This is a genomic window from Streptosporangium sp. NPDC051022, assembly GCF_040683035.1.
Taxonomy (GTDB): Bacteria; Actinomycetota; Actinomycetes; order Streptosporangiales; family Streptosporangiaceae; genus Streptosporangium.
The window spans coordinates 85,762-109,640 of the sequence record NZ_JBFBCF010000013.1; the positions used below are offsets into that span (position 1 = coordinate 85,762).

The following is a 23,879-nucleotide window of genomic DNA, read 5'->3' on the forward strand; positions in this document are numbered from 1 at the left end:
CTCACCTCCCCAGCTGGGAGATCTTGTCCTTGAACAGGGTCGTGGCGATCGCCACCCGGTGCGGCTGCCCCCTCAGGAAGGCCTCGGCGAAGTTCTTGGCCTGCTCGTAGCCGACCTTGCCGGGCAGCGGGGGCTCGTTGGGGTCGACGTCGACGTCGACCAGAGCCGGGCCGTCGTGGGTCAGCGCCTGGGCGATCGCCATCGGCACGTCGTCGGCCTTGGTCACCTTGGCGCCGTAGCCGTCGCAGGAGCGCGCCCAGGCGGAGAAGTCGGAGGAGGGCTCGCCGAACCGGACGCCGTGCTCGGGATAGCCGAGCACCATCTGCTCCCACAGGATCTGGCCCAGCGCGTTGTTGTTGTTGACCACCACCTTGATCGGCAGCCTGTGGCTGGCGGCGGTGAGGAACTCGGCCATCAGCATCGCGAACCCGCCGTCGCCGACGAAGGCGATCACCTGCCGCCCGGGGAAGGCGTGCTGCATGGCGATCGCGTACGGCAGGCCGGGCGCCATGGTGGCCAGGTTGCCCGACAGGTAGAACCGCCGGTCGCCGCGGATCGTCCAGTGCCGGGCCGCCCAGGTGGCGATGGTGCCGGAGTCGCAGGTGAGGATCGCGTCGTCGGCGGCCTGCTCGTCGATGACCGACATGAGGTACTGCGGGGCGATCGGATCCCGGTCGGGGTTCTCCAGGGACGCCATGTCCGAGCGCCAGGCGGCCATCTTCTCCTGGTACCTGCGCAGGTGGGCGCGGTCGTCGTTGCGGTCCAGCAGGGGCAGCAGCGCCCGCAGGCCCTCCTTGGCGTCGCCGATCATCGGCACCTCGGTGGGCATGCGCACCCCGGCGCGGGTGGGGTCGGCCTCGATCTGCACCACCTTCGCCTTACCCGGTTCGGGCAGGTGCTTGGTGTAGGGGAAGTTCGTGCCGACCATGAACAGCGTGTCGCAGTCCTCGACGAGTTCCTCGCCGGGGCGGGTGCCCAGCAGCCCGATCCCGCCGACCGCGTACGGCGAGTCGTCGGGGATGACGGCCTTGCCGGGCAACGTCTTGATCACCGGCGCCCCCAGGGTCTCCGCGACGGCCAGCACCTCCTCGCGGGCGTGCAGGGCGCCCGCGCCGACCAGGATCGCGACCCGCTCTCCGGCGTTGAGCACCTGGGCCGCGGCCTGCAGGTCCTCGTGCCGGGGAAGGCCCGGGGGAGCCAGATAGATCGGCGCGGTCTCGGGGGGCCTGGCCGGGGCGACGTGCTGGTAGGGGTCGGCGCCCGCCGGGGCGACCTGCACGTCGTTCGGCAGGGACAGGTGGGCGACACCGCGCCGGGCGTAGGCGGTGCGGATCGCGATGTCCACCACTCCGGGCAGCTGAGCGGGGTTGTCGACGACGAGGTTGTAGTCGGCGACGTCGGCGTACAGCCGGTCCAGGTGGACCTCCTGCTGGTAGCCGGTGCCCAGCACGCTGGTCTCCTGCATGCCGGTGATGGCCAGCACGGGCTGGTGGTCGAGCTTGGCGTCGTAGAGGCCGTTGAGCAGGTGGATGCCGCCGGGCCCCGAGGTGGCCAGGCAGACCCCGATCCTTCCGGTGGCCTTGGCGTAGGCGGTCGCCATGAACGCGGCGGCCTCCTCGTGGTGGACCAGGACAAACCTGATCCGGTCGGCGTGCCGGCGCAGTGCCTCCATGATCCCGTTGATGCCGTCACCGGGCAGCCCGAAGACCGTGTCGACCCCCCAGGCGGTCAGCCGTTCGATGAGAAGCTCCGAAGCGATGTCAGTCATACCTGCGAACGTGCCCCGCTATGTACCACTAAATATGCAACAAATGGAAATTATGCACTTTTGAGAATTTTATCCTTTAGGTAAATGTTTGCGGGGTATGGGGGCTTTATTCCTGTCGAGGTGCCTTGATGCGAGGAGGGCATGATGACGGTGATCCGCGCGGTGCGCGCCGCGGCCTACCGTGTGCCGACCGACCGGCCGGAGGCCGACGGCACCCTCGCCTGGGACGCCACGACCCTGGTGACCGCCGAAACGGACGCGGAGGAGGTCACCGGCGTCGGCTGGACCTACGCCCCCGCCGTCGCGGCGTCCTTCGTCGCCGAGACCCTCGCCGCGACGGTGACCGGCGCCGACGCGCTGGACATCCCGGCCGTCTGGACGGCCATGGTCGGCCAGGTGCGCAACGCCGGACGGCCGGGAATCGCCGGATACGCGATCTCCGCACTGGACGTGGCCCTGTGGGACCTCAAGGCACGCCTGCTCGGGCTGCCACTGGGACGCCTGTTCGGCCTCGCCCGCCCGGACGTGCCCGTCTACGGATCCGGGGGGTTCACCACCTACGACGACGCCACCACCGAGGCGCAGCTGGGGCACTGGGTGCACGACCAGGGCATCCCCAGGGTGAAGATCAAAATCGGTGAGTCCCGCGGCACCGCCTCCGACCGCGACCTGCACCGCGTCCGCCTGGCCCGCCGGGTCATCGGCGGCGACGCCGCGCTCTACGTCGACGCCAACGGCGGCTACGGCGCCAAACAGGCGATCCGCCTGGCCGGCCGCATGCGCGACCAGGACGTGTCCTGGTTCGAGGAACCGGTCTCCTCCGACGACCTGCCCGGCCTGCGCCTGGTCCGCGACCGGATAGACGCCGACGTGGCCGCCGGGGAGTACGGCTGCGACCTGACCTACTTCGTCCGGATGTGCCAGGCGGGTGCCGTGGACTGCCTGCAGATCGACGCCACCCGCTGCGGCGGCTACACCGGCTGGTTCGGCGCCGCGGCCGTCGCCGACGCCCACCACCTGCAGGTCTCGGCGCACTGCGGCCCCAACCTCCACCTGCCAGCGGCCGCCGCGACCCCGAACCTGCGCCACATCGAGTGGTTCCACGACCACGTGCGCATCGAGAGCGAACTGTTCGAGGGCGCGGCCGACCCCGCGGGCGGCACCGTACGCCCCCGCCCGGACGTTCCCGGCCACGGCCTCACACCGCGGCGCGACGTCGCCGCCGAATACCGTGTCGCCTGAAGGAGGGCGACGCGGCCCGGACCCGACCCGTCAGGAGCCGCCACATGCGCATCGAGGACTACGCGCTGATCGGTGACATGCACACCGCCGCGCTGGTGGGACGCGACGGCTCGGTGGACTGGCTGTGCCTGCCCCGCTTCGACTCCGCGGCCTGTTTCGCCGCGCTGCTGGGAGACCCGCGCAACGGGCGCTGGCTGCTGGCCCCGGCCGGCGGGGGAGTGTGCACCGCTCGCGGTTACCGCGAGGACACGCCGGTGCTGGAGACGACCTGGGACGGTCCCGGCGGATGCGTACGCGTCGTGGACTTCATGCCGGCGCGGGACGAGGGAGCCGCCGTGATCCGGATCGTCGAGGGCGTCCGCGGCCGGGTCGAGATGACCACCGAGCTGATGCTGCGTTTCGACTACGGCCACGTCATACCGTGGGTCCGGCACGACGGAGATCAGCTGGCCGCCATGGCCGGCCCCGACGCCGCCTGGCTGCAGGGCCCCGTCGAGCTGTGCCCGGACTCGCAGGCCTGCCGCACCACCGCCACCTTCACCGTCGGCGAGGGGGACGTCGTGCCGTTCGTGCTGACCTGGCGGGAGTCGTGGCTGCCCCGGCCCGGTCAGATCGACGCCCTCGCGTCCCTGCGCGAGACGGAGGGGCTGTGGAGGCTGTGGCTGGAGCACTGCCGCTACGACGGGAGGTACGGCCAGGCCGTACGGCGCAGCCTCCTGACGCTCAAGACGCTGACCTACGCGCCCACCGGGGGCATCATCGCCGCCGCCACCACCTCCCTGCCCGAGGCGTTCGGCGGCTCCCGCAACTGGGACTACCGCTACGGCTGGCTGCGGGATGCGACCTTCACCCTGCAGGCCCTGATGCACGCCGGTTACGACACCGAGGCCGCCGCCTGGCGGGCCTGGCTGCTGCGGGCCGTCGCGGGCAACCCGGCCAACCTGCAGATCATGTACACCGTCGACGGCCGCCGCAGGATTCCCGAATGGATCGTCGACTGGCTGCCCGGCTACGAGGGAGCGTGGCCGGTGCGCGTCGGCAACGCCGCCTGCGAGCAGTTCCAGCTCGACGTCTACGGCGAGGTGCTCGACTGTCTGGAGGTGGCCCGGGACGCCGGGCTCGCCCCGGACGACGACGCCTGGGACGCGCAGCGCGCGCTCATGGACTATCTGGAGGGGGTGTGGAAGGAGCCCGACAACGGGCTGTGGGAGATGCGCGGATCCCCGCGCGACTTCGTCCACTCCAAGATCCTCGCATGGGTCGCGGCGGACCGCGTGGTCGCCGCGGTCGAACACCACGGCCTCGACGGCCCCGTGGACCACTGGCGGGCACTGCGCGCCGAGATGCACCGGGAGATCTGCGCACGCGGCTACGACCCGGACCGCGACACCTTCACCCAGTCCTACGGGTCGAAGAACCTGGACTCCGCGCTGCTGCTCATTCCCCGCCTCGGGTTCCTTCCACCCGGCGATCCGCGGGTCGCCGGAACCGTCGCCGCCATACGGCGCGAACTGATCGAGGGGGGCTTCGTCCTGCGCTACCGCCCCTGCGCCGAGGACGCGGACGATCCGCCGGAGAGGGAGGGCGTCTTCCTGGCCTGCTCCTTCTGGCTGGCCGACGCGCTGGCCCTGCTCGGCCGCCGCGAGGAGGCCCGGCGGCTGTTCGAGCGGCTGCTCGCGCTCCGCAACGACGTCGGCCTGCTGGCCGAGGAGTACGACATCGTCCGCCACCGCCAGGCCGGAAACTTCCCCCAGGCCTACAGTCACGTCTCGATCATCAACACCGCGGCCGTGCTCGCCGAGGACGGCGACACCCGCGTACAGCGCGCCCGCCACCACCCGTGCCGGTCGTGACGCGTGCCGATCATGACGCGTGCCGGTTGTGACGCGTGCCGGCGCCCTCACCGGCCGGCGGAGACGGCCGGGAGGCCCGCCAGGAGACGGTCCCTCAGAGCCGCTCTCCGATCAGGGCGGCCAGGCGGTCCAGCCCCGGGCCCGCCGTTTCCGGCGTGATCTGGCTCAGGGAGAGCCTGAGCCGCCGTTCACCACCACCGTCCGGGCAGAAGTGCGACATCGGCGTCCAGATGACTTCGTAACGGCTCGCCGAGTACTCCAGCAGCTCGTCGTCGACCGGGAAGGGAACGGTCACGACGACGAAGAAGCCGCCGGGAGGCGTGGTCCAGGTGACCCCGCTGCCCGGCGGGAAGCGTTCCGCCAACCCGTCGAGAACGAGCCGTAGATTCCGCTGATAGAGACTGATCTGCCGGGTGTTGGCCGCGCGGAGGCTGTAGTCGTGTTTGAGCAGGGCGCCGCCGATGACGGCCTGGGCGATCGGCGAGGTGTTCACCGTCGTCATGCTCTTGATCATCGCCAGCCGGTCGGCGAAGAGCGACCCGTCCGAGACCCGCTGGTCGGCCACGACGTAGCCGATCCTGGCGCCCGGCAGGGCGGTCTTGGCGAAGGAACCGAGGTGGACGACCCGGCGCTCGGTGTCCAGGGCCTTGAGGGTGGGCAGCGGCTCGCCTCCGCCGAAGAAGCCGTAGGGGTTGTCCTCCAGCAGGAGCAGGTCCTCCGCCGACGCCAGACGCAGCAACTCCTCCCGCAGCCACCGGGGCAGGCTGGCCCCGGTGGGATTGGCGGAGTCGGGCACCAGGTAGAGGGCGCGTGGCCGCAGGCCGCAGGACCTGGCGCGGTCGATCTGGGCGCGCAGGTCGGCCAGGTCGATTCCCTCACCTCCGTCGCGCACCGGCCAGACCGGCAGGCCGGCCAGGAGGGCGGCGCCGGTCAGGCCCACGTAGGTGGGCGAGACGGCCAGCAGGACGTCCTCGGGCGCCGCGGCGAGTGCCCGGAGCACGAGGAACATCGCCTCCTGGCAGCCGACGGTCACCACGATCGACTCTGCGGGCACGTCGATGCCCTCGTCCACCCGCAGGTGCTCGCGGATCAGGTCGTGGATGATCCCCTTGGTCCGGCCGTACTGGAGCAGCAGGCGCCGGGCCTCCCGCTCGGTCAGGCCCCGCTCGGCGCGCAGGTGGTCGTAGAAGATGTCCAGGTATTCGTGGACGTCGGCGACGTCGAAGAAGTCCTCGGCCGGCCGCCCGGCGGCGAAGGAGATCGCCGCCGGGTAGCGCATCGAGATCTCGTTGAGCAGGTTCATCGAGCTCATGGCCGGATCGGTCAGCGAGCCGTGCAGCTCCACCAGGCGCAGGTCGGTCAGGTCGTGCTGGGTGAGCGTCTGTACGGTCATGCGGTCTTCCCCGAGAAGTAGGGCATGGTGGCGACCCGCAGGCGCGACGCGGACCGGAGGTCGGGGCAGCCCGCCAGCCCCAGGGCGTTGCGCAGCTCGACCTCGAAGAGCGACAGCACCCGGGCGCAGCCGCTCTCGCCCCCGGCCGCCAGGCCCCAGATCACCGGGCGGCCGAGCAGGACGCCGGAGGCGCCCAGCGCGAGCGCGGCCAGGATGTCGGAGCCGCTGCGGATGCCGCTGTCCACCAGCACCTGGAAGCGCGAGTCCGGCAGTCCGGCCACCGCCTCGACGACGGCGGGCAGCGCCATGGTCGCGGGGACGGCCTGGTCGAGCTGGCGGCCGCCGTGGTTGGAGACGACGACGCCCTGTGCCCCCTCGGCGACCGCGCGTACGACGTCCCCGGGGTCGAGCACGCCCTTGAGGACCAGGGGCAGCCGGGTCTGGCCGCGCAGCCAGGCGATGTCCTGCCAGGTGACGGAGGGCGAGAAGATCTCGGCCGTGTGCGAGGCGATGGCGGACACGTCCTCGGTGCGCCGGTGGGCGCGGCCGGAGGGGCCCTCGTCCAGCAGGGCGGCGTGGACCGTGGGGGGCAGGGTCAGGCCGTTGGTCGCGTCGCGCAGCCGCCGTCCCATGAAGGGCACGTCGACCGTGATGATCAGCGCCTCGACGCCGGCCGCCTCGGCCCGCCGTACCAGCTCCAGGAGCCTGCCACGGTCGCGCAGCCAGTACAGCTGGAACCACAGGACCGCGCCGGTGGCGGCGAGCTCCTCCAGGCCGACGCTGCTCAGCGTGCCCACGGTGAAGGGCACGCCCGCCGCGGCGGCGGCCCGCGCGGTGGCCAGCTCCCCGTCCGGGTGGAAGAGCCGGTGGTAGGCCACCGGCGCGATCGCCACGGGCAGGCTCGCCCCGCTCCCGATGAGCGTCGTCTTGGTGTCGCAGTGGGAGACGTCGACCAGGACGCGGGGGATCAGGGCGATGCGGTCGAGTGCCGCCCTGTTGCCCGCGACCGTCCACTCGCGTTCGGCGCCTCCGTCGAGCCAGTCCCAGATCGGGGGATCCAGGACGGCCCGGGCCTCGGTGGCGAAGTCCGTCACGGCGAGCGGGGTCATTCCGCGCCCCCGTTGGCCTTGTTCTGCAGTTCCACCGCTTCGTACAGGGCACGCACGTTGTTGCTGCCGAAGGTCCTGGCGCGGACCCGTTCGATCACCTCGAAGAAAAGGGTGCCGCGCGGGTGCTCGGAGCGGGTGAAGATCTGGTACAGCTGGCCGTCGTGATCCTGGTCGGCCAGCAGGTCCAGGTCCTGGAGCTGCTGGATGGAGTGGCGCATCGGGGTGAGCCGGTCGAGCAGCCGGTCGAAGTAGGCCGCGGGGGCGGGCAGGAAGGGCACGCCCCGCAGGGCCATCGTGCCGACGGTGGCGACGATGTCGTGCGAGTCGAAGGCGACGTGCTGCACTCCGGCGCCGCCGTGGTCGGCGAGGAAGGTGACGATCTGGCCGCCGGAGTTCACCGACAGCGGCTCGATCAGCGTGAAGGTGACGGTCCGGTCGGCGCTCTGCACGACCGCGGAGTCCATGCCCAGCGCGCCGATCTCGATGCGCTCCTCGAAGATGGTGGAGAAGCCGAAGACCTCGTTGTAGCGGCGGACGGTCTTGTCGAGTTCCCCCAGCGGCAGGCAGATCGCGAAGTGGTCGATGGTCCGCAGGCCGACCCCGCCGGCGCCGCCGGGCAGTGGGTCGGGCAGCCCGGGAATCCGGTCGGCGGGCGTGCCGGGGGCGCGTTCGATCAGGGTGTGCGCGATGTCGCCGAAGGCGGAGACCGCGGCGACGACGCAACCGGACTGCTCGACCGGCCGGGACAGCCCGTCGGCGCCGCGCTCGATCAGCTCGGTGTAGACGGCGCCCGCGTCGGCCACCCGCAGCGCGATGCCGGCCACGCCGTCACCGTGCCGCCTCAGGTAGCCCCTGGCCGGGTGCGACGGGGAGAGCGGCTGGGTGAGCAGGATCCGGATGCCGCCCTGGCCGAGCAGCGCCGACAGCTGGTCCTTGTGGTTGGCGCGGGGGCTCGGCGGGATCAGCTGCTCGAAGCCGTAGCCGGCGGTGAGCCGATCGATCTGCGCCGCGATGTCCTCGACGTAGAGCTCGATGTGGTCCAAGGTGACGTCAACAGGCATGGGGCCCTCGTTCTTCGGGGTGGGAGGTGCGGTGATCACGGCAGGAGGGAGAGCGCGGAGATCACCGCGTCGTTCGCCACCTGGTCGCCGATGGCCAGCCGGATGGCCTGCCCGGGGTAGAACCGGGCGGCTATGCCGTTCTGCTCGAAAGCGGCCCGCGCGAGTTCGAGCCGGTCGGGATCGCCCGTCGTGATCCACAGGAAGTTGGTCCGGCTCGGCGTGACCGACCAGCCGAGCGTGATCAGCTCCCGGCGCAGCCGGTCGCGCTGATGGGAGATCCGCCGGATGCGCTGCCGTACCTCGTCGTCGGCGGCGATCGCGGCCTGGACGGCGGCGAGCTGGAGCTGTCCGGGGGTGTAGGGGACCTGGTGCGGGACGACCCGCTCGACGATCCCGGCGCGGGCCATCGCGTAGCCGATCCGCAGCGCGGCCAGGCCGTGCGACTTGGAGAAGGTGCGCAGGACCACGAGGTTGGGCCAGTCGGCCAGGCGCGCGGCCACCTCGGGCGCGCCCAGGTCGGGGGCGAAGTCCACGTACGCCTCGTCCAGCAGGATCACCGCCGACGGGGGAACCCGGGCGAAGAAGGCGGTCAGCTCGTCCCAGGTGTAGACGGTGCCGGTGGGGTTGTGCGGGTTGCACAGCACGATCAACCGGGTCCGCTCGCCGATCCGCCCGGCCATGGCCGTCAGGTCGTGCCGGGCGTCGCCGCCGAGCGGCACGGGAACCGATTCGGCCCCGGTCATCTCGCAGAGCATCGGGTAGACGTCGAAGCAGGGGTTGCTGTGAAGGACCTCGTCGCCGGGGCGCAGCAGGCCGCGGAACAGGTCGTGCGCGACTCCCGCCGAGCCGGTGCCCACGATCACCTCGGTGACCTCGACCCCCTGCCAGGCGGCGATCGTCCGGGGCAGCGAGACGGGCCGAAACTCGGGGTAGCGGTTGAGGTCGTCGATCGCCCGCTCCAGGGCGGCGCGGACGGAGGGCAGCGGTTCGAAGGGGTTCTCGTTCTGCGCCAGGAGATGTTTCATGATCACACCGCGTCGAGGACGTAGAGCCAGGAGTGCGGGGTGGCGAACGGCTCGACCCTGGCGATGCGCAGGCCCGCGGCAGTGAAGAGCCGGTCATAGGTGGACTTGGTGTGCAGGGGGATGCCCATCATGGCGTGGGCCAGTTCGAAGCCGACCGAGAAGATCGGCTGCATGCTCTCGTGGTCGATCCGGTCGCGGAGCATCGTGTCGCCGAGGACGAACCTGCGGGCGTTGGGGAACGCCTCACGCATCCGCGGCATGATGTCGGCACGGGTCTTCGGGTCGGCGAGCAGGTCGTGCAGGAGGAAGAAGCTCATCACCGTGTCCACCTCGCCGGTGATCTCCAGGCGCCGCTGCTCGTCGATGACGTCGAGCACGTCGGCCTGGACGGCCTGGACCCGGTCGCTCAGGCCGGCGGCGGCGATGTCGCGCCTGGCCATGAGCGTGGCGGGTTCGCTGATGTCGATGCCTAAACCGCGGGTGCCGGGATGCCGGCCCACGACCCGGCTGATCCGGGCGCTGTTGCCGCTGCCGAGGTCGGCGATGGTGCCGAACTCGATGTCGTTGAGCACCTCGTCCAGCAGCGCGGCGAACATGGACTGGTCGCACTGCGCGGAGCCGAGCGCGACCATCGCCTCGTCGCGGTGGATGTCGCTCGGGTCGTAGCGGCGCGAGCCCTGCGTGAGCTGCCCGGCGTTGGCGAACACCTCGTTGTAGCCGCCGACCGCCCAGGTGAAGTAGCCGCGCGAGCCGGCGATCTCACGGCCGGCCTCGGTGGGGATGTAGACGTTCTCGTCGGCCTTGAGGTAGCCGCAGCAGGTCGCGGCGCGCAGGATGGCCTCGGTCCGCCGGTCCTCGGTGTAGTCCTCGCTGTAGAGACTGTCGCCCCTGCCGATCCGCTCCATCAGTCCGAGACGGTCCAGCGCGAAGATCACATTCGCGGCGATGTATCCGTTGTAGGCGTCGGCCGGGGCGATCGGGGTCGCCGCCTGGCCGTGCCACTGCTCGGGGATGCCGTACTTGTTCATGTCCTTCGTCCAATCTCAGAGGTTCTCAGAGGTGGGAGTTCAACACGGGACCGATGATCGACAGCGCGGTCGCGCCGGTCAGCTCGCCATGTGTGGCGGGAACGTGGTGGATCTCAAGGCGGCCGGTCACGTAGGCGTGCCAGGCCGCCGGGTCGGGGGCGGAGGCGGGACGGTCCTTGGCGGCGAGGAAGAAGAGCACGTCGCCGTCGTAGGTCTGCTTCGGTTTCTCCGCGGCCAGCGCCAGGTTGGCCAGGAAGACCCCGATGACGCGGGCGACGCCTTCGCCGCTCAGCCCGGACAGCGGGCCCTCGCCGTGCCGGACGAGTGCGGCGTGGTCGTCGGGAGTGCTCGGCCAGGCGGGGATCTCGCCCACGGGCTGCCCGAGAGAGGTGAGGATGGCGGCGAGCAGGGCGGGGTCCCTGCGCGGGGGGTTCTCGTCGAGTTCCGGGTAACCGTCCAGGATGGCGAGCAGTTCGACCCGCTCACCCTGGGCCTGGAGCTCGGCGGCGATCGCGTGCGCGACCACCCCGCCGAAGGACCAGCCCAGCAGGGCGTAGGGGCCCGACGGCTGGACCGCTCTGATCTGCTCGACGTAGGTCAGGGCCAGCTTCTCCACATCGGCCGGGTGGAGGGACAGGTCGCTCAGGCCGGGTGCCTGGAGTCCGTAGATCGGGCGGTCGGCGTCGAGATGCCCCAGCAGGCCGGTGTAGACCCAGCTGATGCCGACCGCCGGATGCACACAGAACAGCGGGTTGCGCGTACCGCGTGCCCTGATCGGCAGCAGCACGGGGAAGGTCTCCTGGTTCGGCGATCCTCCCAGCGCGGCCAGTTCGGCGACGGTGGGTGCCTGGAACAGGTCACGGACGCCGAGGTCGAGCCCGGTCCTGGAGCGGATCTCCGCGACCAGCCTGGCCGCCAGCAGCGAGTGCCCGCCCAGATCGAAGAAGTTGTCGTCGATGCCCACGCGGGCCAGGCCGAGGGCTTCGGCGAAGAGCTCGCAGAGCACCTCCTCTCGAGAGTCGCGGGGATCTCTGCCGCCTTCGGCGGCGGAGTATTCGGGGGCCGGCAACGCCCGGTGGTCGAGCTTGCCGTTGGGGGTCAACGGCAGCGCGTCGATGACGACGAGCGCGGTGGGCACCATGTGATCGGGCAGCGTCGCGGCCAGTGCGGCGCGCAGCGCGGCCAGATCGGGCCCGGTCCCGGCTCCGGCCTCACCCGAGGTTCCGGTATCGGCCCCGGCCCCGGTATCGGCTCCGGCCCTGGCAGCGGTTCCGGTCCCGGTCTCGGTCCTCGGGACGAGGTAGCCGACGAGCCGGTCGTCGCGGACGACGACCGCGCTGTGGGCGACGCCCGGCTGGGCGCCGAGAACCGCGTTGATCTCGCCGAGCTCGATGCGGAAGCCCCGGATCTTGACCTGGTCGTCGATCCGGCCCAGATATTCGAGCTCCCCCTGCCCGTTCCAGCGGGCCAGGTCGCCGGTGCGGTACATCCGGGTGCCCGGCTCCCCGTACGGGTCGGCCACGAACCGCTCCGCGGTCAGCGCCCGCCGGTTGTGGTAGCCGCGCGCCAGGCCCGCGCCGGCGACGAACAGCTCGCCCGCCACGCCCGGAGGGGTGGGCCGCAGCGTGGAGTCCAGGACGTAGACGCGCAGGCTGGGGATGGCGGTCCCGATGAGCGAGCGGCTCTGCCCGGCGGCGATCCCGGCGTCCAGGGCCCGGTAGGAGACGTGCACCGTGGTCTCGGTGATGCCGTACATGTTGACCAGGACCGGCGCGTCGTCGGGGTGGCGGCCGTACCAGTCGGCCAGCCTGCCCAGGTCGAGCGCCTCGCCGCCGAAGATGACGCTGCGCAGCGCCAGCTCCGAGCCGATCTCCCGGTTCTCCCCGTCGGCCTGCATGAGCTGGTAGAAGGCCGAAGGGGTCTGGTTGAGCACGGTGACCCGCTCCCTGGCCAGCAGGCCGAGGAACTCCCGTGGCGAGCGGCTGACCTCGAAGGGCACCACGACCAGGCGGCCGCCGTACAGGAGGGGACCCCACAGCTCCCAGACCGAGAAGTCGAAGGCGTAGGAGTGGAACAGGGTCCACACGTCGTCGGGCCCGAAGGAGTAGTGCCGCTCGGTGGCGGCCATCAGCTGGACCACGTTGCCGTGCGGGATCACCACGCCCTTGGGCCTGCCGGTCGAGCCTGAGGTGTAGATGACGTAGGCGGGGTGTTCCTGTGTCAGCTCCGTCGCAGGGCTGGTCCCGGCGCAGGCGCCGAGGTCCAGGTCGTCGAGGAGCAGGTACGGCAGCGCGCAGGCGGGCAGCCCGGCCACGGTCGAGGTGGTGCCGATCAGCAGGACCGGGGCCGCGTCCCGGAGGGTGTAGGCGATGCGCTCGGCCGGATATCCGGGGTCGATCGGCACGTAGGCGCCGCCCGCCTTGAGGATCGCGATGATCGCCACCACCAGCTCCGGCGAGCGCGGCAGCGACAGGGCGACGAAGCGCTCGGGCCCGACCCCGTGCGCGACCAGCAGGTTCGCCAGCCGGTTGGCCCGGACGTCCAGCTCCGCGTAGGTCAGCTGCTCCTCGCCGAAGGTCAGCGCGACCCTGTCGGGGGTGCGGGCCGCCTGCGCCTCGAAGAGGTCCTTCAGCGTCCCCGCCGCCGGAGTGAACTCCGCGCCGCGCAGCGGCTGCTCGCGCTCGGCGGCGGTCAGGACGTCCACCTGGCTGACGCGCAGGCCGGGGTCTGCGGCCACCGCGTCGAGCACCCGGACGAACCGCTCGGCGAGCCGCTCGGCCGTGGCCCGGTCGAACAGGTCGGTGGCGTACTCCAGCACCCCGGTCAGACCGGCGGGGGCACCGTTCTCGGCGTGGTTCTCGCACAGTCCGAAGGACAGGTCGAACTTGGCGGCGTCGGTCTCCAGCTCCATGAGCTCCGCCCGCAGCCCGGACAGCTCAGGGGTGTTCCCCGCGGTGTCGTGCAGCGTCAGCATCACCTGGAAGAGCGGATGCCTGCCCATCGAGCGGGCCGGGTTGAGCGCCTCCACCAGCCGCTCGAACGGCACGTCCTGGTGGCCGTAGGCGTCCAGGTCGAGCGCCCGCACCCGGCCGAGCAGCTCGGTGAATCCGGGGTCGCCCGACAGGTCGGTGCGCAGCACCAGCGTGTTGACGAAGAAGCCGACCAGGTCGTCGAGGGCGTCGTCGGTGCGTCCGGCGATCACGGTGCCGATGGGCAGATCGGTGCCCGCGCCGAGCCTGCCGAGCAGGGTGGCCAGCGCCGCCTGGATCACCATGAACAGGCTGGCGTTCTCCCGCCTGGCCAGGGCGGCGAGGGCGGCGTGCGTCGCGGGCCCGAGCCGCAGCTCGACCGAGTCGCCCCGGTTGCTGGAGACCGCGGGGCGGGGCCGGTCGCAGGGCAGCGTCAGCTCCTCGGGGGCACCCGCCAGCGCGCTCCGCCAGTAGGCGAGCTGCCCGCTCAGCAGGGAGTCGCCGTTCTCCTCCGAGCCGAGCAGCTCCCGCTGCCACAGCGCGTAGTCGGCGTACTGCACCGGCAGCGGTGCCCAGGCCGGCGCCCGCCCGGCCAGCCGCGCCCCGTAGGCCTCGCCCAGGTCGCGCAGGAGCGCTCCGATGGACCAGCCGTCCCCGGCGATGTGGTGCATGACCAGCGCCAGCACGTGTTCCCGGTCGCCCAGGGCGAAGAGCGAGGCCCGCAGCGGCAGCTCGGCCGACAGGTCGAAGGTGTGACCCTGGGCCTCCTTGAGGGACTCGCGCAGCTCCCGCTCGTCCCTGACGCTCCGCACGCGCAGCTCGGGACGCACCCCGCTCAGGACCTTCTGGTACGGCACGCCGCCCGCGACCTGGAACACCGTGCGCAGCACCTCGTGCCGCTCCACCACGTCGCCCAGCGCCGCCCGCAGGGCCGCAAGGTCCAGCGGGCCGGAGATCCGCAGTGCCAGCGGCGAGTTGTAGAGCCCGCCCGTGCCCTTCATCTGCTCGATGAACCACAGCCGCGACTGGGCGTGGGAGAGAGGCACCCGCTCCGGGCGGACGACCGGGAGCAGCAGCGGGCGGATGTCGTCCTGCCGGGTTTCCACCAGGTGGCGGCCGAGCCTGGCGACATCCGGGTGCTGGAAGAGCTCCCGGATGGACACCTCGGCGCCGAGGACGGTGCGGATGCGGCTGACGAGTTTGGTGGCCAGCAGCGAGTGGCCGCCCAGGTCGAAGAAGCCGTCGTCGATGCCGACCCGCTCGACGCCGAGGATCTCGGCGAACAGGCCGCACAGGATCTCCTCCTGGGGGGTGCGCGGGCCGCGCCCACCGGCCGCGCCGAAGTCCGGGGCGGGCAGTGCCCGGCGGTCCACCTTGCCGTTGGCGGTGACCGGTAGCGCGTCGAGGACCATGACCGCGGCGGGCACCATGTAGTCCGGCAGCCTGCTCGCGGCGTAGGCGCGTACCTGCTCGGGGTCGCCCTCACCGGTGACGTAGGCGACCAGGCGGTTCTCCCTGGCGATCACCAGTGCGCGCCGTACCGAGGAGTGGTCGGCCAGGACCGCCTCGACCTCGCCGAGCTCCACCCGGAAGCCGCGGATCTTGACCTGTTCGTCGGCGCGGCCGACGAACTCCAGCTCACCGGAGGCGTTCCAGCGCACCATGTCACCGGTGCGGTACATTCGCTCGCCCGGTTCGCCGAAGGGGCAGGCAAGGAAGCGTTCGGCGGTCAGGCCCGGCCTGCCGACGTAGCCGCGGGCCAGTCCGGTGCCGGCGATGTACAGCTCGCCCGCGATCCCGGCCGGGACCGGCAGGAGCGAGGTGTCCAGGACGTAGACCCGGGTGTTGCGCATCGGGCGGCCGATGGGGACCGTCGCGGGGACGCCGGTGGCGGCGGTCATGGTGTGGCAGGTCTTGATGGCCGTGGTCTCCGTGGGGGCGTAGACCGCGACGACCGTTGTCTCCGGACACGCCGCCATCAGGTCGCGGACCGCGGCGGGCGAGACCACGTCGCCGCCCGTCCACACCTGGCGGACCTCGCGGAAACTCTCCGGCGACTCCGCGGCCAGCACGCTGAGCAGCCCGGAGGGCGCCTGGACCAGGGTCACCCGGTGCTCGGCGACGGTCCTGGCCAGGGTGTGCGCGTCCAGCGCGCCCGGCGGAGCCAGGACGATCCGGCCTCCGGTGACCAGGGGCACCCAGATCTCCGTGGTGGAGGCGTCGAACGCGGTCGGCGAGTGCAGCAGCGTCCGCTCGTGGGCACCGGTCAGGAACTGCGGATTGGCCAGCAGGTCGACGACGTTGCGGTGGGTGACCCCGACGCCCTTGGGCAGACCGGTCGAACCCGAGGTGTGCATCACGTAGAGGAGCTGGTCGAGGTGGACCCGCCGGGCCGGATTCGCCGGGACGGCGCACGAGCCGGTGATCTCCAGGATGCTCCTGAGCGGGTCCTGCGCGATCGGATGCCCGGTGTGCGCGGTGTCGATCAGGACGAAGCGGGCGTCCGTGGCGTCCAGGACATGCCGGAGCCGGGGCAGCGGGTAGCGGGGATCGAGCGGCGCGTAGGTGCCGCCCGCCTTGGCCACCGCCAGGATCGCGGCGACCAGCTCCACGCTCCGCTCCATCAGCACGGCCACCGGCTCCTCCGCGGCCAGTCCTCGCTCCAGCAGGGTGTGCGCGATGTGGTTGGCGCGGGCGTTGAGCTCGGCGTAGGTGACGCGGGTGTCGCCGAAGACCACGGCGACCGCGTCGGGGTGAGCGGAGGTCCCGGCCTCGAACAGCTCGTGGACACAGCGGCCGAAGTCGGTGTCGGAGGCGGTGTCGTTCCGCGTGACCAGCAGCAGCTCCCGCTCCTCCGGAGCCAGGACGTCGATGCCGCCGATCGCGCGCCCCGGATCGTCGGTGATCGCCCGCAGCACCCGGATCAGCCGCTCGGCCAGGGCCGTCACGGTGCCGTGGTCGAAGAGATCACAGGCGTACTCGATCGCGCCGGTCAGGCCGTCGGCGGTCTCGGTGAAGGTGAAATTGAGGTCGAACTGGGCGTGCGCCTCGCCCACCGCCTCCATGACCCCGCGCAGTCCGGCGAAGTCCAGCTCCGCGCGAGTCTGGTTGTCGAAGGTGATGACGGTCTGGAAGAGGGGGTGTCTGGTGGGGGTGCGGGTGGGGTTGAGGTGTTCGACGAGTCGTTCGAAGGGGATGTCCTGGTGGGTGTAGGCGTCGAGGTTGGTGGTGCGGATTCGGGTGAGGAGTTCGGTGAAGGTGGGGTTTTGTGATAGGTCGGTGCGTAGGACGAGGGTGTTGACGAAGAAGCCGATGAGGTTGTTGAGTGCTTCGTCGGTGCGTCCGGCGATGGGGGTGCCGAGGGGGATGTCGGTGCCGGCGCCGAGGCGGGTGTAGAGGGTGGCCACGGCGGCTTGGAGCAGCATGAAGAGGCTGACCTGGTGCCGGGTGGCGATCCGGGTGAGCTCGGCGTGCAGCTCGGCGTCCACCTGGAATTCGGCGAGGTCGCCGCGGTGGCTGGGGGTGGCCGGCCGGGGCCGGTCGTAGGGCAGCGCCAGTTCCTCGGGCATCCCGTCGAGGGTGTGCTGCCAGTGGGTCAGTTGTTCGTCCATGAGGCCGCCGAGCAGGTCGCGTTGCCAGAGTGCGTAGTCGGCGTACTGGATCGGCAGGGGTCGCCAGGCGGGTGCTTGTCCGGTCAGGCGTGTTTGGTATGCGGTGGCCAGGTCGTCGAAGAGGGGTTTGAGTGACCAGCCGTCTCCGGCGATGTGGTGCAGCAGCAGTACCAGCACGTGCTCGTCATCGGACTGCGACAGCAGCCAGGCCCGGAGCGGGATGTCCACCGACAGGTCGAAGGTACGGCCGACGATCTCCTCCAGCTCACCCGTCAGGTTCAGCACCGGGCGGACGTCACCCAGGACTTTCTGGTACGGCACGCCGTCCATGGAAGGGAAGATCGTCCGCAGCGATTCGTGCCTGGCCACCAGGTCGGCCAAGGCGGCTTCCAGTGCCCCGGTGTCGAGGGGGCCGTTCAGCCGGACGGCGAAGGGGGTGTTGTAGAGGGCGCTGGGACCTTCCAGCTGTTCGATGAACCACAGGCGTTGCTGGGCGTGGGAGAGCGGTACCTGGCCGGGGCGGGTGGCCGGGAGCAGCGGGGGCCGTAGCGTGGTGGCTTGTTCGGTGGTCAGGTAGCGGTCCAGGCGGGCCACGTCGGGGTTTTGGAACAGTGCCCGGATGGGCAGTTCGACTCCCAGGACGGTGCGGATGCGGCTGACGAGTTTGGTGGCCAGCAGCGAGTGGCCGCCCAGCTCGAAGAAGCCGTCGTCGATGCCGACCCGCTCGACGCCGAGGATTTCGGCGAACAGGCCGCACAGAATCTCCTCGCGGGGGGTGCGCGGGCCGCGTCCGCTGGCGGTGCCGGTGGCCGTCTCGGGGGCGGGCAGTGCCCTGCGGTCGATCTTGCCGTTGACGGTGACCGGTAGCGCGTCGAGGACCATGACCGCGGCGGGCACCATGTAGGCCGGGAGCCGGTCGGCGACGTACTCGCGAATCTGGTCGGGGGTGGCCTCTCCGGTGACGTAGGCGACCAGGCGTTTGTCGCCGGGCCGGTCCTCACGGACCACCGCGACGACCTGCTGGACCGACGGGTGCCCGGCGACGACGGCTTCGATCTCGCCTGGTTCGATGCGGAAGCCGCGGATTTTGACCTGGTCGTCGGCGCGGCCGACGAACTCGATGTCGCCGGTGGTGTTCCAGCGGACCACGTCGCCGGTCCGGTACATCCGCTCGCCCGGCGCACCGAAGGGGCAGGCCACGAAGCGCTCAGCGGTCAGGCCCGGCCTGCCGACGTAGCCGCGGGCCAGACCCGCACCCGCGATGTAGAGCTCGCCCGCGGTGCCGGCGGGGACCGGCTGCAACCCCGCGTCCAGGACATAGGTCCGCATATTGTCCAGCGGGCGGCCGATGGGGATCGAGGCGGGGACGGCGTCGGCCGAGCGCATCGGGTGGTTGGTGGCGAAGGTCGTGGTCTCCGTGGGACCGTAGCCGTCCACGACCACCAGGCCGGGGCAGCTCCGGAGCACCTGGCGTGCGGCGGCGGGCGAGACCACGTCGCCGCCGGTCCACACCTCGCGGACGCTCGCGAAGGACTCCGGGGCCTCCTGCGCCACCAGGTTGAACAGACCGGCCGTCATCCACAGGGCACCGACCTGACCGCCGGAGAGCAGCCGGGCGAAGTCGGCGGTGCCCAGCCGTCCGGGGGGAGCGATGACGATCCGGCCGCCCGACAGCAGCGGCACCCACAGCTCGTAGGTCGAGGCGTCGAACGCGGTCGGCGAGTGCAGCAGCACGCTCCGGGCGATGATCCCGTCGAAGCAGCGGCTGTGGGCCAGGTCGATCACGTTCTGGTGGGTGATCGTGATGCCTTTGGGGGTGCCGGTGGAGCCGGAGGTGAACATGACGTAGGCGGTGTGGCCGGGCTGGGTGGTGTCGGGTGGGGGTGGGGTGAGCGGGTGGGTGGCGGGCAGGTCGGTGGCGGGGGGGATGGTCAGGGTGGGCAGAGGGGTGGTGCGGGTGAGTTGATGGTCGTGGTGGGTGGTGTCGGTGAGCAGGAGGGTGGCGTGGGCGTCGGTGAGGATGCGCTGGAGGTGCTCGGTGGGGTGCTGGTGGTCGAGGGGGAGGTAGGCTGCGCCGCTTTTGAGGATGGCGAGGATGGTGATGACGAGGGTGGGGGAGCGCTCCATGAGGAGGGCGATGGGGGTGTCGGGGGCGATGTGGGTGGTGGTGAGTTGCTGGGCCAGGCGGTTGGCGTGGGTGTCGAGGTCGGCGTAGCTGAGGTGGGTGTCGCCGCAGGTGATGGCGATGGCGTGGGGGGTGCGGATGGCCTGTGCGGTGAACAGGTGGTGGAGTGTTCCGGTGGTCGGTGGGGTGGTGGTGTCGTTCCAGCCGGTCAGCAACCGCTCCCGCTCCTGCGAGGCGAGAACGTCGATGTCGCCGATCGCGCACTCCGGATCGTCGGCCACCGCTCGTAGCACCCGGATCAGCCGCTCTGTCAGCGTGACCACGGTCTGGTGGTCGAACAGGTCGGTGGCGTATTCGAGGGTGCCGGTGAGGCCGGAGGTGGTTTCGGTGAAGGTGAAGGCTAGGTCGAACTTGGCGATGTCCAGGTCGAAGGGGTACTCGTGGCAGGGCAGGTCGGCGAAGTCGTCGGGGAGGGGGGTTTGGCTGTCGAGGGTGACGGCGGTCTGGAAGAGGGGGTGTCTGGCGGGGGTGCGGGTGGGGTTGAGGTGTTCGACGAGTCGTTCGAAGGGGATGTCCTGGTGGGTGTAGGCGTCGAGGTTGGTGGTGCGGATTCGGGTGAGGAGTTCGGTGAAGGTGGGGTTTCGTGATAAGTCGGTGCGTAGGACGAGGGTGTTGACGAAGAAGCCGATGAGGTTGTTGAGTGCTTCGTCGGTGCGTCCGGCGATGGGGGTGCCGAGGGGGATGTCGGTGCCGGCGCCGAGGCGGGTGTAGAGGGTGGCCACGGCGGCTTGGAGCAGCATGAAGAGGCTGACCTGGTGCTGGGTGGCGATCCGGGTGAGCTCGGCGTGCAGCTCGGTGTCCAGGGCGAAGCTCGCGATGCCGCCGCGGTGGCTGGGGGTGGCCGGTCGGGGCCGGTCGTAGGGCAGCGCCAGTTCCTCGGGCATTCCCTCCAGCGCGGTCTGCCAGTGGGCCAGCTGCCTGCTCAGCAGACTCTCCGGGTCCTCGGCGACACCGAGCAGATCGTGCTGCCAGAGTGCGTAGTCGGCGTATTGGATCGGCAGGGGCTGCCAGGTGGGTGCCTGTCCAGTCAGGCGTGTTTGGTATGCGGTGGCCAGGTCGTCGAAGAGGGGTTTGAGTGACCAGCCGTCTCCGGCGATGTGGTGCAGCAGCAGTACCAGTACGTGCTCGCCATCGGAACGGGACAGCAGCCAGGCCCGGAGCGGGACGTCCACCGCGATATCGAAGACGCCCAGCGCCAGCTCCTCCACGATCGCCCGCGCCTGCTCGTCGCTGTCGCAGGTCCGCACCTCCAGCGTCGGCAGGGCATCGTTCAGGACTTTCTGGTACGGCACGCCGTCCATGGAGGGGAAGATCGTCCGCAGTGATTCGTGTCTGGCCACCAGGTCGGCCAAGGCGGCTTCCAGTGCCCCGGTGTCGAGGGGGCCGTTCAGCCGGACGGCGAGGGGGGTGTTGTAGAGGGCGCTGGGGCCTTCCAGCTGTTCGATGAACCACAGGCGTTGCTGGGCGTGGGAGAGCGGTACCTGGCCGGGGCGGGTGGCCGGGAGCAGCGGGGGCCGTAGCGTGGTGGCTTGTTCGGTGGTCAGGTAGCGGTCCAGGCGGGCCACGTCGGGGTTTTGGAACAGTGCCCGGATGGGCAGTTCGACTCCCAGGACGGTGCGGATGCGGCTGACGAGTTTGGTGGCCAGCAGCGAGTGGCCGCCCAGCTCGAAGAAGCCGTCGTCGATGCCGACCCGCTCGACGCCGAGGATTTCGGCGAACAGGCCGCACAGGATCTCCTCGCGGGGGGTGCGCGGAGCGCGCCCATCGGTGGTCGTGCCGGACTCCGGTGCCGGTAGCGCGCGACGATCCACCTTTCCGTTGACGGTGATGGGCAGGGTGTCGAGCGTGATCACGGTGGGCACCATGTAGGCGGGCAGCCGGTCGGTGACGTGTGCGCGGATCTGGTCGGGGGTGGCGTCGCCGACGGTGTAGGCGACCAGGCGTTTGTCGCCGGGGCGGTCCTCGCGGACGATCACGATTGCCTGGCGGATGGCGGGGTGGTCGGTGACGGCGGCTTCGATCTCGCCTGGTTCGATGCGGAAGCCGCGGATTTTGACCTGGTCGTCGGCGCGGCCGACGAATTCGATGTCGCCGGTGGTGTTCCAGCGGACCACGTCGCCGGTCCGGTACATCCGCTCGCCCGGCTTGCCGAAGGGGCAGGCCACGAAGCGCTCGGCGGTCAGGGCGGGTCTGCCGACGTAGCCGCGGGCAAGTCCGGTGCCGGCGATGTAGAGCTCGCCCGCGGTGCCGGTGGGGACCGGCTGGAGTGAGGTGTCCAGGATGTAGACCTGGGTGTTGTTCATCGGGCGGCCGATGGGGGGGACGTTCTGGTAGTCGAAGGGGCGGCGGACGGGGTGGTCGGTGGCGAAGGTGGTGGTCTCGGTGGGGCCGTAGACGTGGACGAAGGTGAGGTCGGGGCAGTGGTCGACGGCTCGGCGCATGGCGGTGACCGATCCGGTTTCGCCGCCGCTCCATACTTCGTGCAGGCCGGCCAGGGGGCGGGAGTCGTGTTCGGCCAGCAGGTTGAACAGGGCGGTGGTGAAGAAGGCGGCGGTGGGGCGTTGCCGGATGAGCAGGGTGCTCATCGCGTCCAGGTCCAGTTCGCCGGGGGGTGCGATGAGTATCTGGCCGCCGGACAGCAGTGGTACCCATAGTTCGTAGGTGGAGGCGTCGAAGGCCAGGGGGGAGTGGACCAGTACCCGGCGGTGGGCCTGGGTGCGGAACTGTGTGTCGGCGGTCAGGGCCGTGATGTTGTGGTGGGTGACGGCCACGCCCTTGGGCACACCGGTGGAACCCGAAGTGAACATGACATACGCCAGCTGGTCATGATAAATGGGCATATTTCGCCCTGTAGGAGCAACATCCGGTTCACTCAGCAGGGCGGCGACCTCAAGCACGGTCATGTCATCCGGGAACGTCACCCGCTGGGCGGCCTTGTCACCCAGGACCAGCCGAGCCCCGCTCTGCCGCAGTATCACCTCGATGCGTGAGGCCGGATAGCGGGGATCCAGCGGCACGTACATGCCCCCCGCCTTCAGCACCCCCAGGACGGCGATCACCATGTCGAGGGAACGCTCCAGGAACAGCACCACCGGCGTCTCCCTGGTCACCCCCGCCACCGCCAGCCGTCGTGCCAGCCGGTCGGCGCGGGCGTCCAGCTCCGCGTAGGTCAGAACCTGCTCGCCCTGACGAAGCGCCGCCGCGTCCGGGGTGCGCGCCACCTGCTCGGCGAACAACTCGGGCAGACTCCCCCCGGGAACCGGCCCGGCGGTGTCGTTCCATTCGTCCAGGATCTCCGCCCGCTCCTCCGGAGCCAGGACGTCGATGGCGCCGATCGGCCGCCCTGGGTCATGGGCGACCGCCAGCAGCACTCGCAGGAGCCGTTCGGTCAGGGTGGTGGCGGTCTGGTGGTCGAACAGGTCGGTGGCGTATTCGAGGGTGCCGGTGAGGCCGGAGGTGGTTTCGGTGAAGGTGAAGGCCAGGTCGAACTTGGCGATGTCCAGGTCGAAGGGGTACTCGTGGCAGGGCAGGTCGGCGAAGTCGTCGGGGAGGGGGGTTTGGCTGTCGAGGGTGACGGCGGTCTGGAAGAGGGGGTGTCTGGCGGGGGTGCGGGTGGGGTTGAGGTGTTCGACGAGTCGTTCGAAGGGGATGTCCTGGTGGGTGTAGGCGTCGAGGTTGGTGGTGCGGACTCGGGTGAGGAGTTCGGTGAAGGTGGGGTTTTTCGATAGGTCGGTGCGTAGGACGAGGGTGTTGACGAAGAAGCCGATGAGGTTGTTGAGTGCTTCGTCGGTGCGTCCGGCGATGGGGGTGCCGAGGGGGATGTCGGTGCCGGCGCCGAGGCGGGTGTAGAGGGTGGCCACGGCGGCTTGGAGCAGCATGAAGAGGCTGACCTGGTGCCGGGTGGCGATCCGGGTGAGCTCGGCGTGCAGCTCGGTGTCCAGGGCGAAGCTCGCCACACCGCCGCGGTGGCTGGGGGTGGCCGGCCGGGGCCGGTCGTAGGGCAGCGCCAGTTCCTCGGGCATTCCCTCCAGCGCGACTTGCCAGTGGGCCAGCTGCCTGCTCAGCAGACTCTCCGGGTCCTCGGCGACACCGAGCAGATCGTGCTGCCACAGCACGTAGTCGGCGTACTGCACCGGCAGTGGCTCCTGGACGGGAGCCCGCCCGGCCAGCCGCGCCTCGTAGGCCGCCCGCAGGTCCTCGAAGAGCGGGCCGACCGACCAGCCGTCACTGACGATGTGGTGCAGCAGCAGTACCAGTACGTGCTCGTCATCGGACTGCGACAGCAGCCAGGCCCGCACCGGCAACTCGGCCGAGATGTCGAAGACGTACCCGACCGCCTGCTCCACCGCCGCCCGTGTCTCGGCGCCGTCCGCGCAGGAACGCACCTCCAGCACCGGACGAGCGTCCTCCGCCAGGATCTCCTGGTACGGCGCGCCGTTCGCGGAGGGGAAGGTCGTCCGCAGCGACTCGTGCCTGGCCACGACGTCGCCCAGGGCTGCCTCCAGTGCCCCGGCGTCGATCCGGCCGTCCAGCCGAAGCACGAGCGGCGTGTTGTACAGGGCGCTCGGGCCCTCCAACTGCTCGATGAACCACAGGCGCTGCTGCGCGTAGGAAAGAGGGATCATGGTCTTCCTC

Annotated in this window: 9 protein-coding genes; 2 read left to right on the top strand and 7 right to left on the bottom strand. The window is 70.8% G+C overall.

Annotation, left to right across the window (positions count from 1 at the left end):
- Position 1: 1 nt before the first annotated feature.
- Positions 2 to 1,768: a thiamine pyrophosphate-binding protein gene (locus AB0N02_RS21990; protein WP_363949422.1), complete on the bottom strand. Its 1,767-nt coding sequence runs from the start codon at positions 1,766 to 1,768 to the stop codon at positions 2 to 4.
- A 144-nt stretch (positions 1,769 to 1,912) separates the two neighbouring features.
- Between AB0N02_RS21990 and AB0N02_RS21995 the strand changes: the two genes are divergently transcribed.
- Together AB0N02_RS21995 and AB0N02_RS22000 are read left to right on the top strand one after the other, a co-directional pair.
- On the top strand, positions 1,913 to 3,010 hold the full coding sequence (locus AB0N02_RS21995; protein ID WP_363949425.1) for an enolase C-terminal domain-like protein: 1,098 nt from the start codon (positions 1,913 to 1,915) through the stop codon (positions 3,008 to 3,010).
- A 44-nt stretch (positions 3,011 to 3,054) separates the two neighbouring features.
- Positions 3,055 to 4,863 carry a glycoside hydrolase family 15 protein gene (locus AB0N02_RS22000; RefSeq protein ID WP_363949428.1) on the top strand — a complete coding sequence of 603 codons (1,809 nt, stop codon included), beginning with the start codon at positions 3,055 to 3,057 and terminating at the stop codon, positions 4,861 to 4,863.
- A 94-nt stretch (positions 4,864 to 4,957) separates the two neighbouring features.
- Here AB0N02_RS22000 and AB0N02_RS22005 read toward each other — a convergent pair whose 3' ends face one another.
- From AB0N02_RS22005 to AB0N02_RS22030, 6 genes are read right to left on the bottom strand one after another with little or no spacing between them, the layout of a single operon-like run.
- Entirely contained in the window at positions 4,958 to 6,256 is a 1,299-nt protein-coding gene (locus AB0N02_RS22005) for a PLP-dependent aminotransferase family protein (protein ID WP_363949431.1), read from the bottom strand.
- Complete coding sequence (locus tag AB0N02_RS22010; RefSeq protein WP_363949434.1) at positions 6,253 to 7,365, bottom strand: alpha-hydroxy acid oxidase; 1,113 nt, start codon at positions 7,363 to 7,365, stop codon at positions 6,253 to 6,255. Before AB0N02_RS22010 ends, AB0N02_RS22005 begins: the two co-directional genes overlap by 4 nt.
- Positions 7,362 to 8,426, bottom strand: coding sequence for a 4-hydroxyphenylpyruvate dioxygenase (hppD, locus tag AB0N02_RS22015; RefSeq protein WP_363949436.1), 1,065 nt, complete (start codon positions 8,424 to 8,426; stop codon positions 7,362 to 7,364). The genes AB0N02_RS22010 and hppD overlap by 4 nt, the downstream gene beginning before the upstream one ends.
- A gap of 35 nt (positions 8,427 to 8,461) precedes the next feature.
- On the bottom strand, positions 8,462 to 9,451 hold the full coding sequence (locus AB0N02_RS22020; protein ID WP_363949438.1) for an aminotransferase class I/II-fold pyridoxal phosphate-dependent enzyme: 990 nt from the start codon (positions 9,449 to 9,451) through the stop codon (positions 8,462 to 8,464).
- A gap of 2 nt (positions 9,452 to 9,453) precedes the next feature.
- Positions 9,454 to 10,479 carry a hypothetical protein gene (locus AB0N02_RS22025; RefSeq protein ID WP_363949441.1) on the bottom strand — a complete coding sequence of 342 codons (1,026 nt, stop codon included), beginning with the start codon at positions 10,477 to 10,479 and terminating at the stop codon, positions 9,454 to 9,456.
- 25 nt (positions 10,480 to 10,504) lie between these two features.
- Entirely contained in the window at positions 10,505 to 23,869 is a 13,365-nt protein-coding gene (locus AB0N02_RS22030) for an amino acid adenylation domain-containing protein (protein WP_363949444.1), read from the bottom strand.
- Positions 23,870 to 23,879: the final 10 nt, after the last annotated feature.

Coding starts and splice junctions, on each gene's coding strand:
- AB0N02_RS22000 (WP_363949428.1), top strand. CDS start 3,055: ATGCGCATCGAGGACTACGCGCTGATCGGTGACATGCACACCGCCGCG.
- AB0N02_RS22025 (WP_363949441.1), bottom strand. CDS start 10,479: ATGAACAAGTACGGCATCCCCGAGCAGTGGCACGGCCAGGCGGCGACC.
- AB0N02_RS22030 (WP_363949444.1), bottom strand. CDS start 23,869: ATGATCCCTCTTTCCTACGCGCAGCAGCGCCTGTGGTTCATCGAGCAG.
- AB0N02_RS21990 (WP_363949422.1), bottom strand. CDS start 1,768: ATGACTGACATCGCTTCGGAGCTTCTCATCGAACGGCTGACCGCCTGG.
- AB0N02_RS22005 (WP_363949431.1), bottom strand. CDS start 6,256: ATGACCGTACAGACGCTCACCCAGCACGACCTGACCGACCTGCGCCTG.
- AB0N02_RS22010 (WP_363949434.1), bottom strand. CDS start 7,365: ATGACCCCGCTCGCCGTGACGGACTTCGCCACCGAGGCCCGGGCCGTC.
- AB0N02_RS22020 (WP_363949438.1), bottom strand. CDS start 9,451: ATGAAACATCTCCTGGCGCAGAACGAGAACCCCTTCGAACCGCTGCCC.
- AB0N02_RS21995 (WP_363949425.1), top strand. CDS start 1,913: ATGACGGTGATCCGCGCGGTGCGCGCCGCGGCCTACCGTGTGCCGACC.
- hppD (WP_363949436.1), bottom strand. CDS start 8,426: ATGCCTGTTGACGTCACCTTGGACCACATCGAGCTCTACGTCGAGGAC.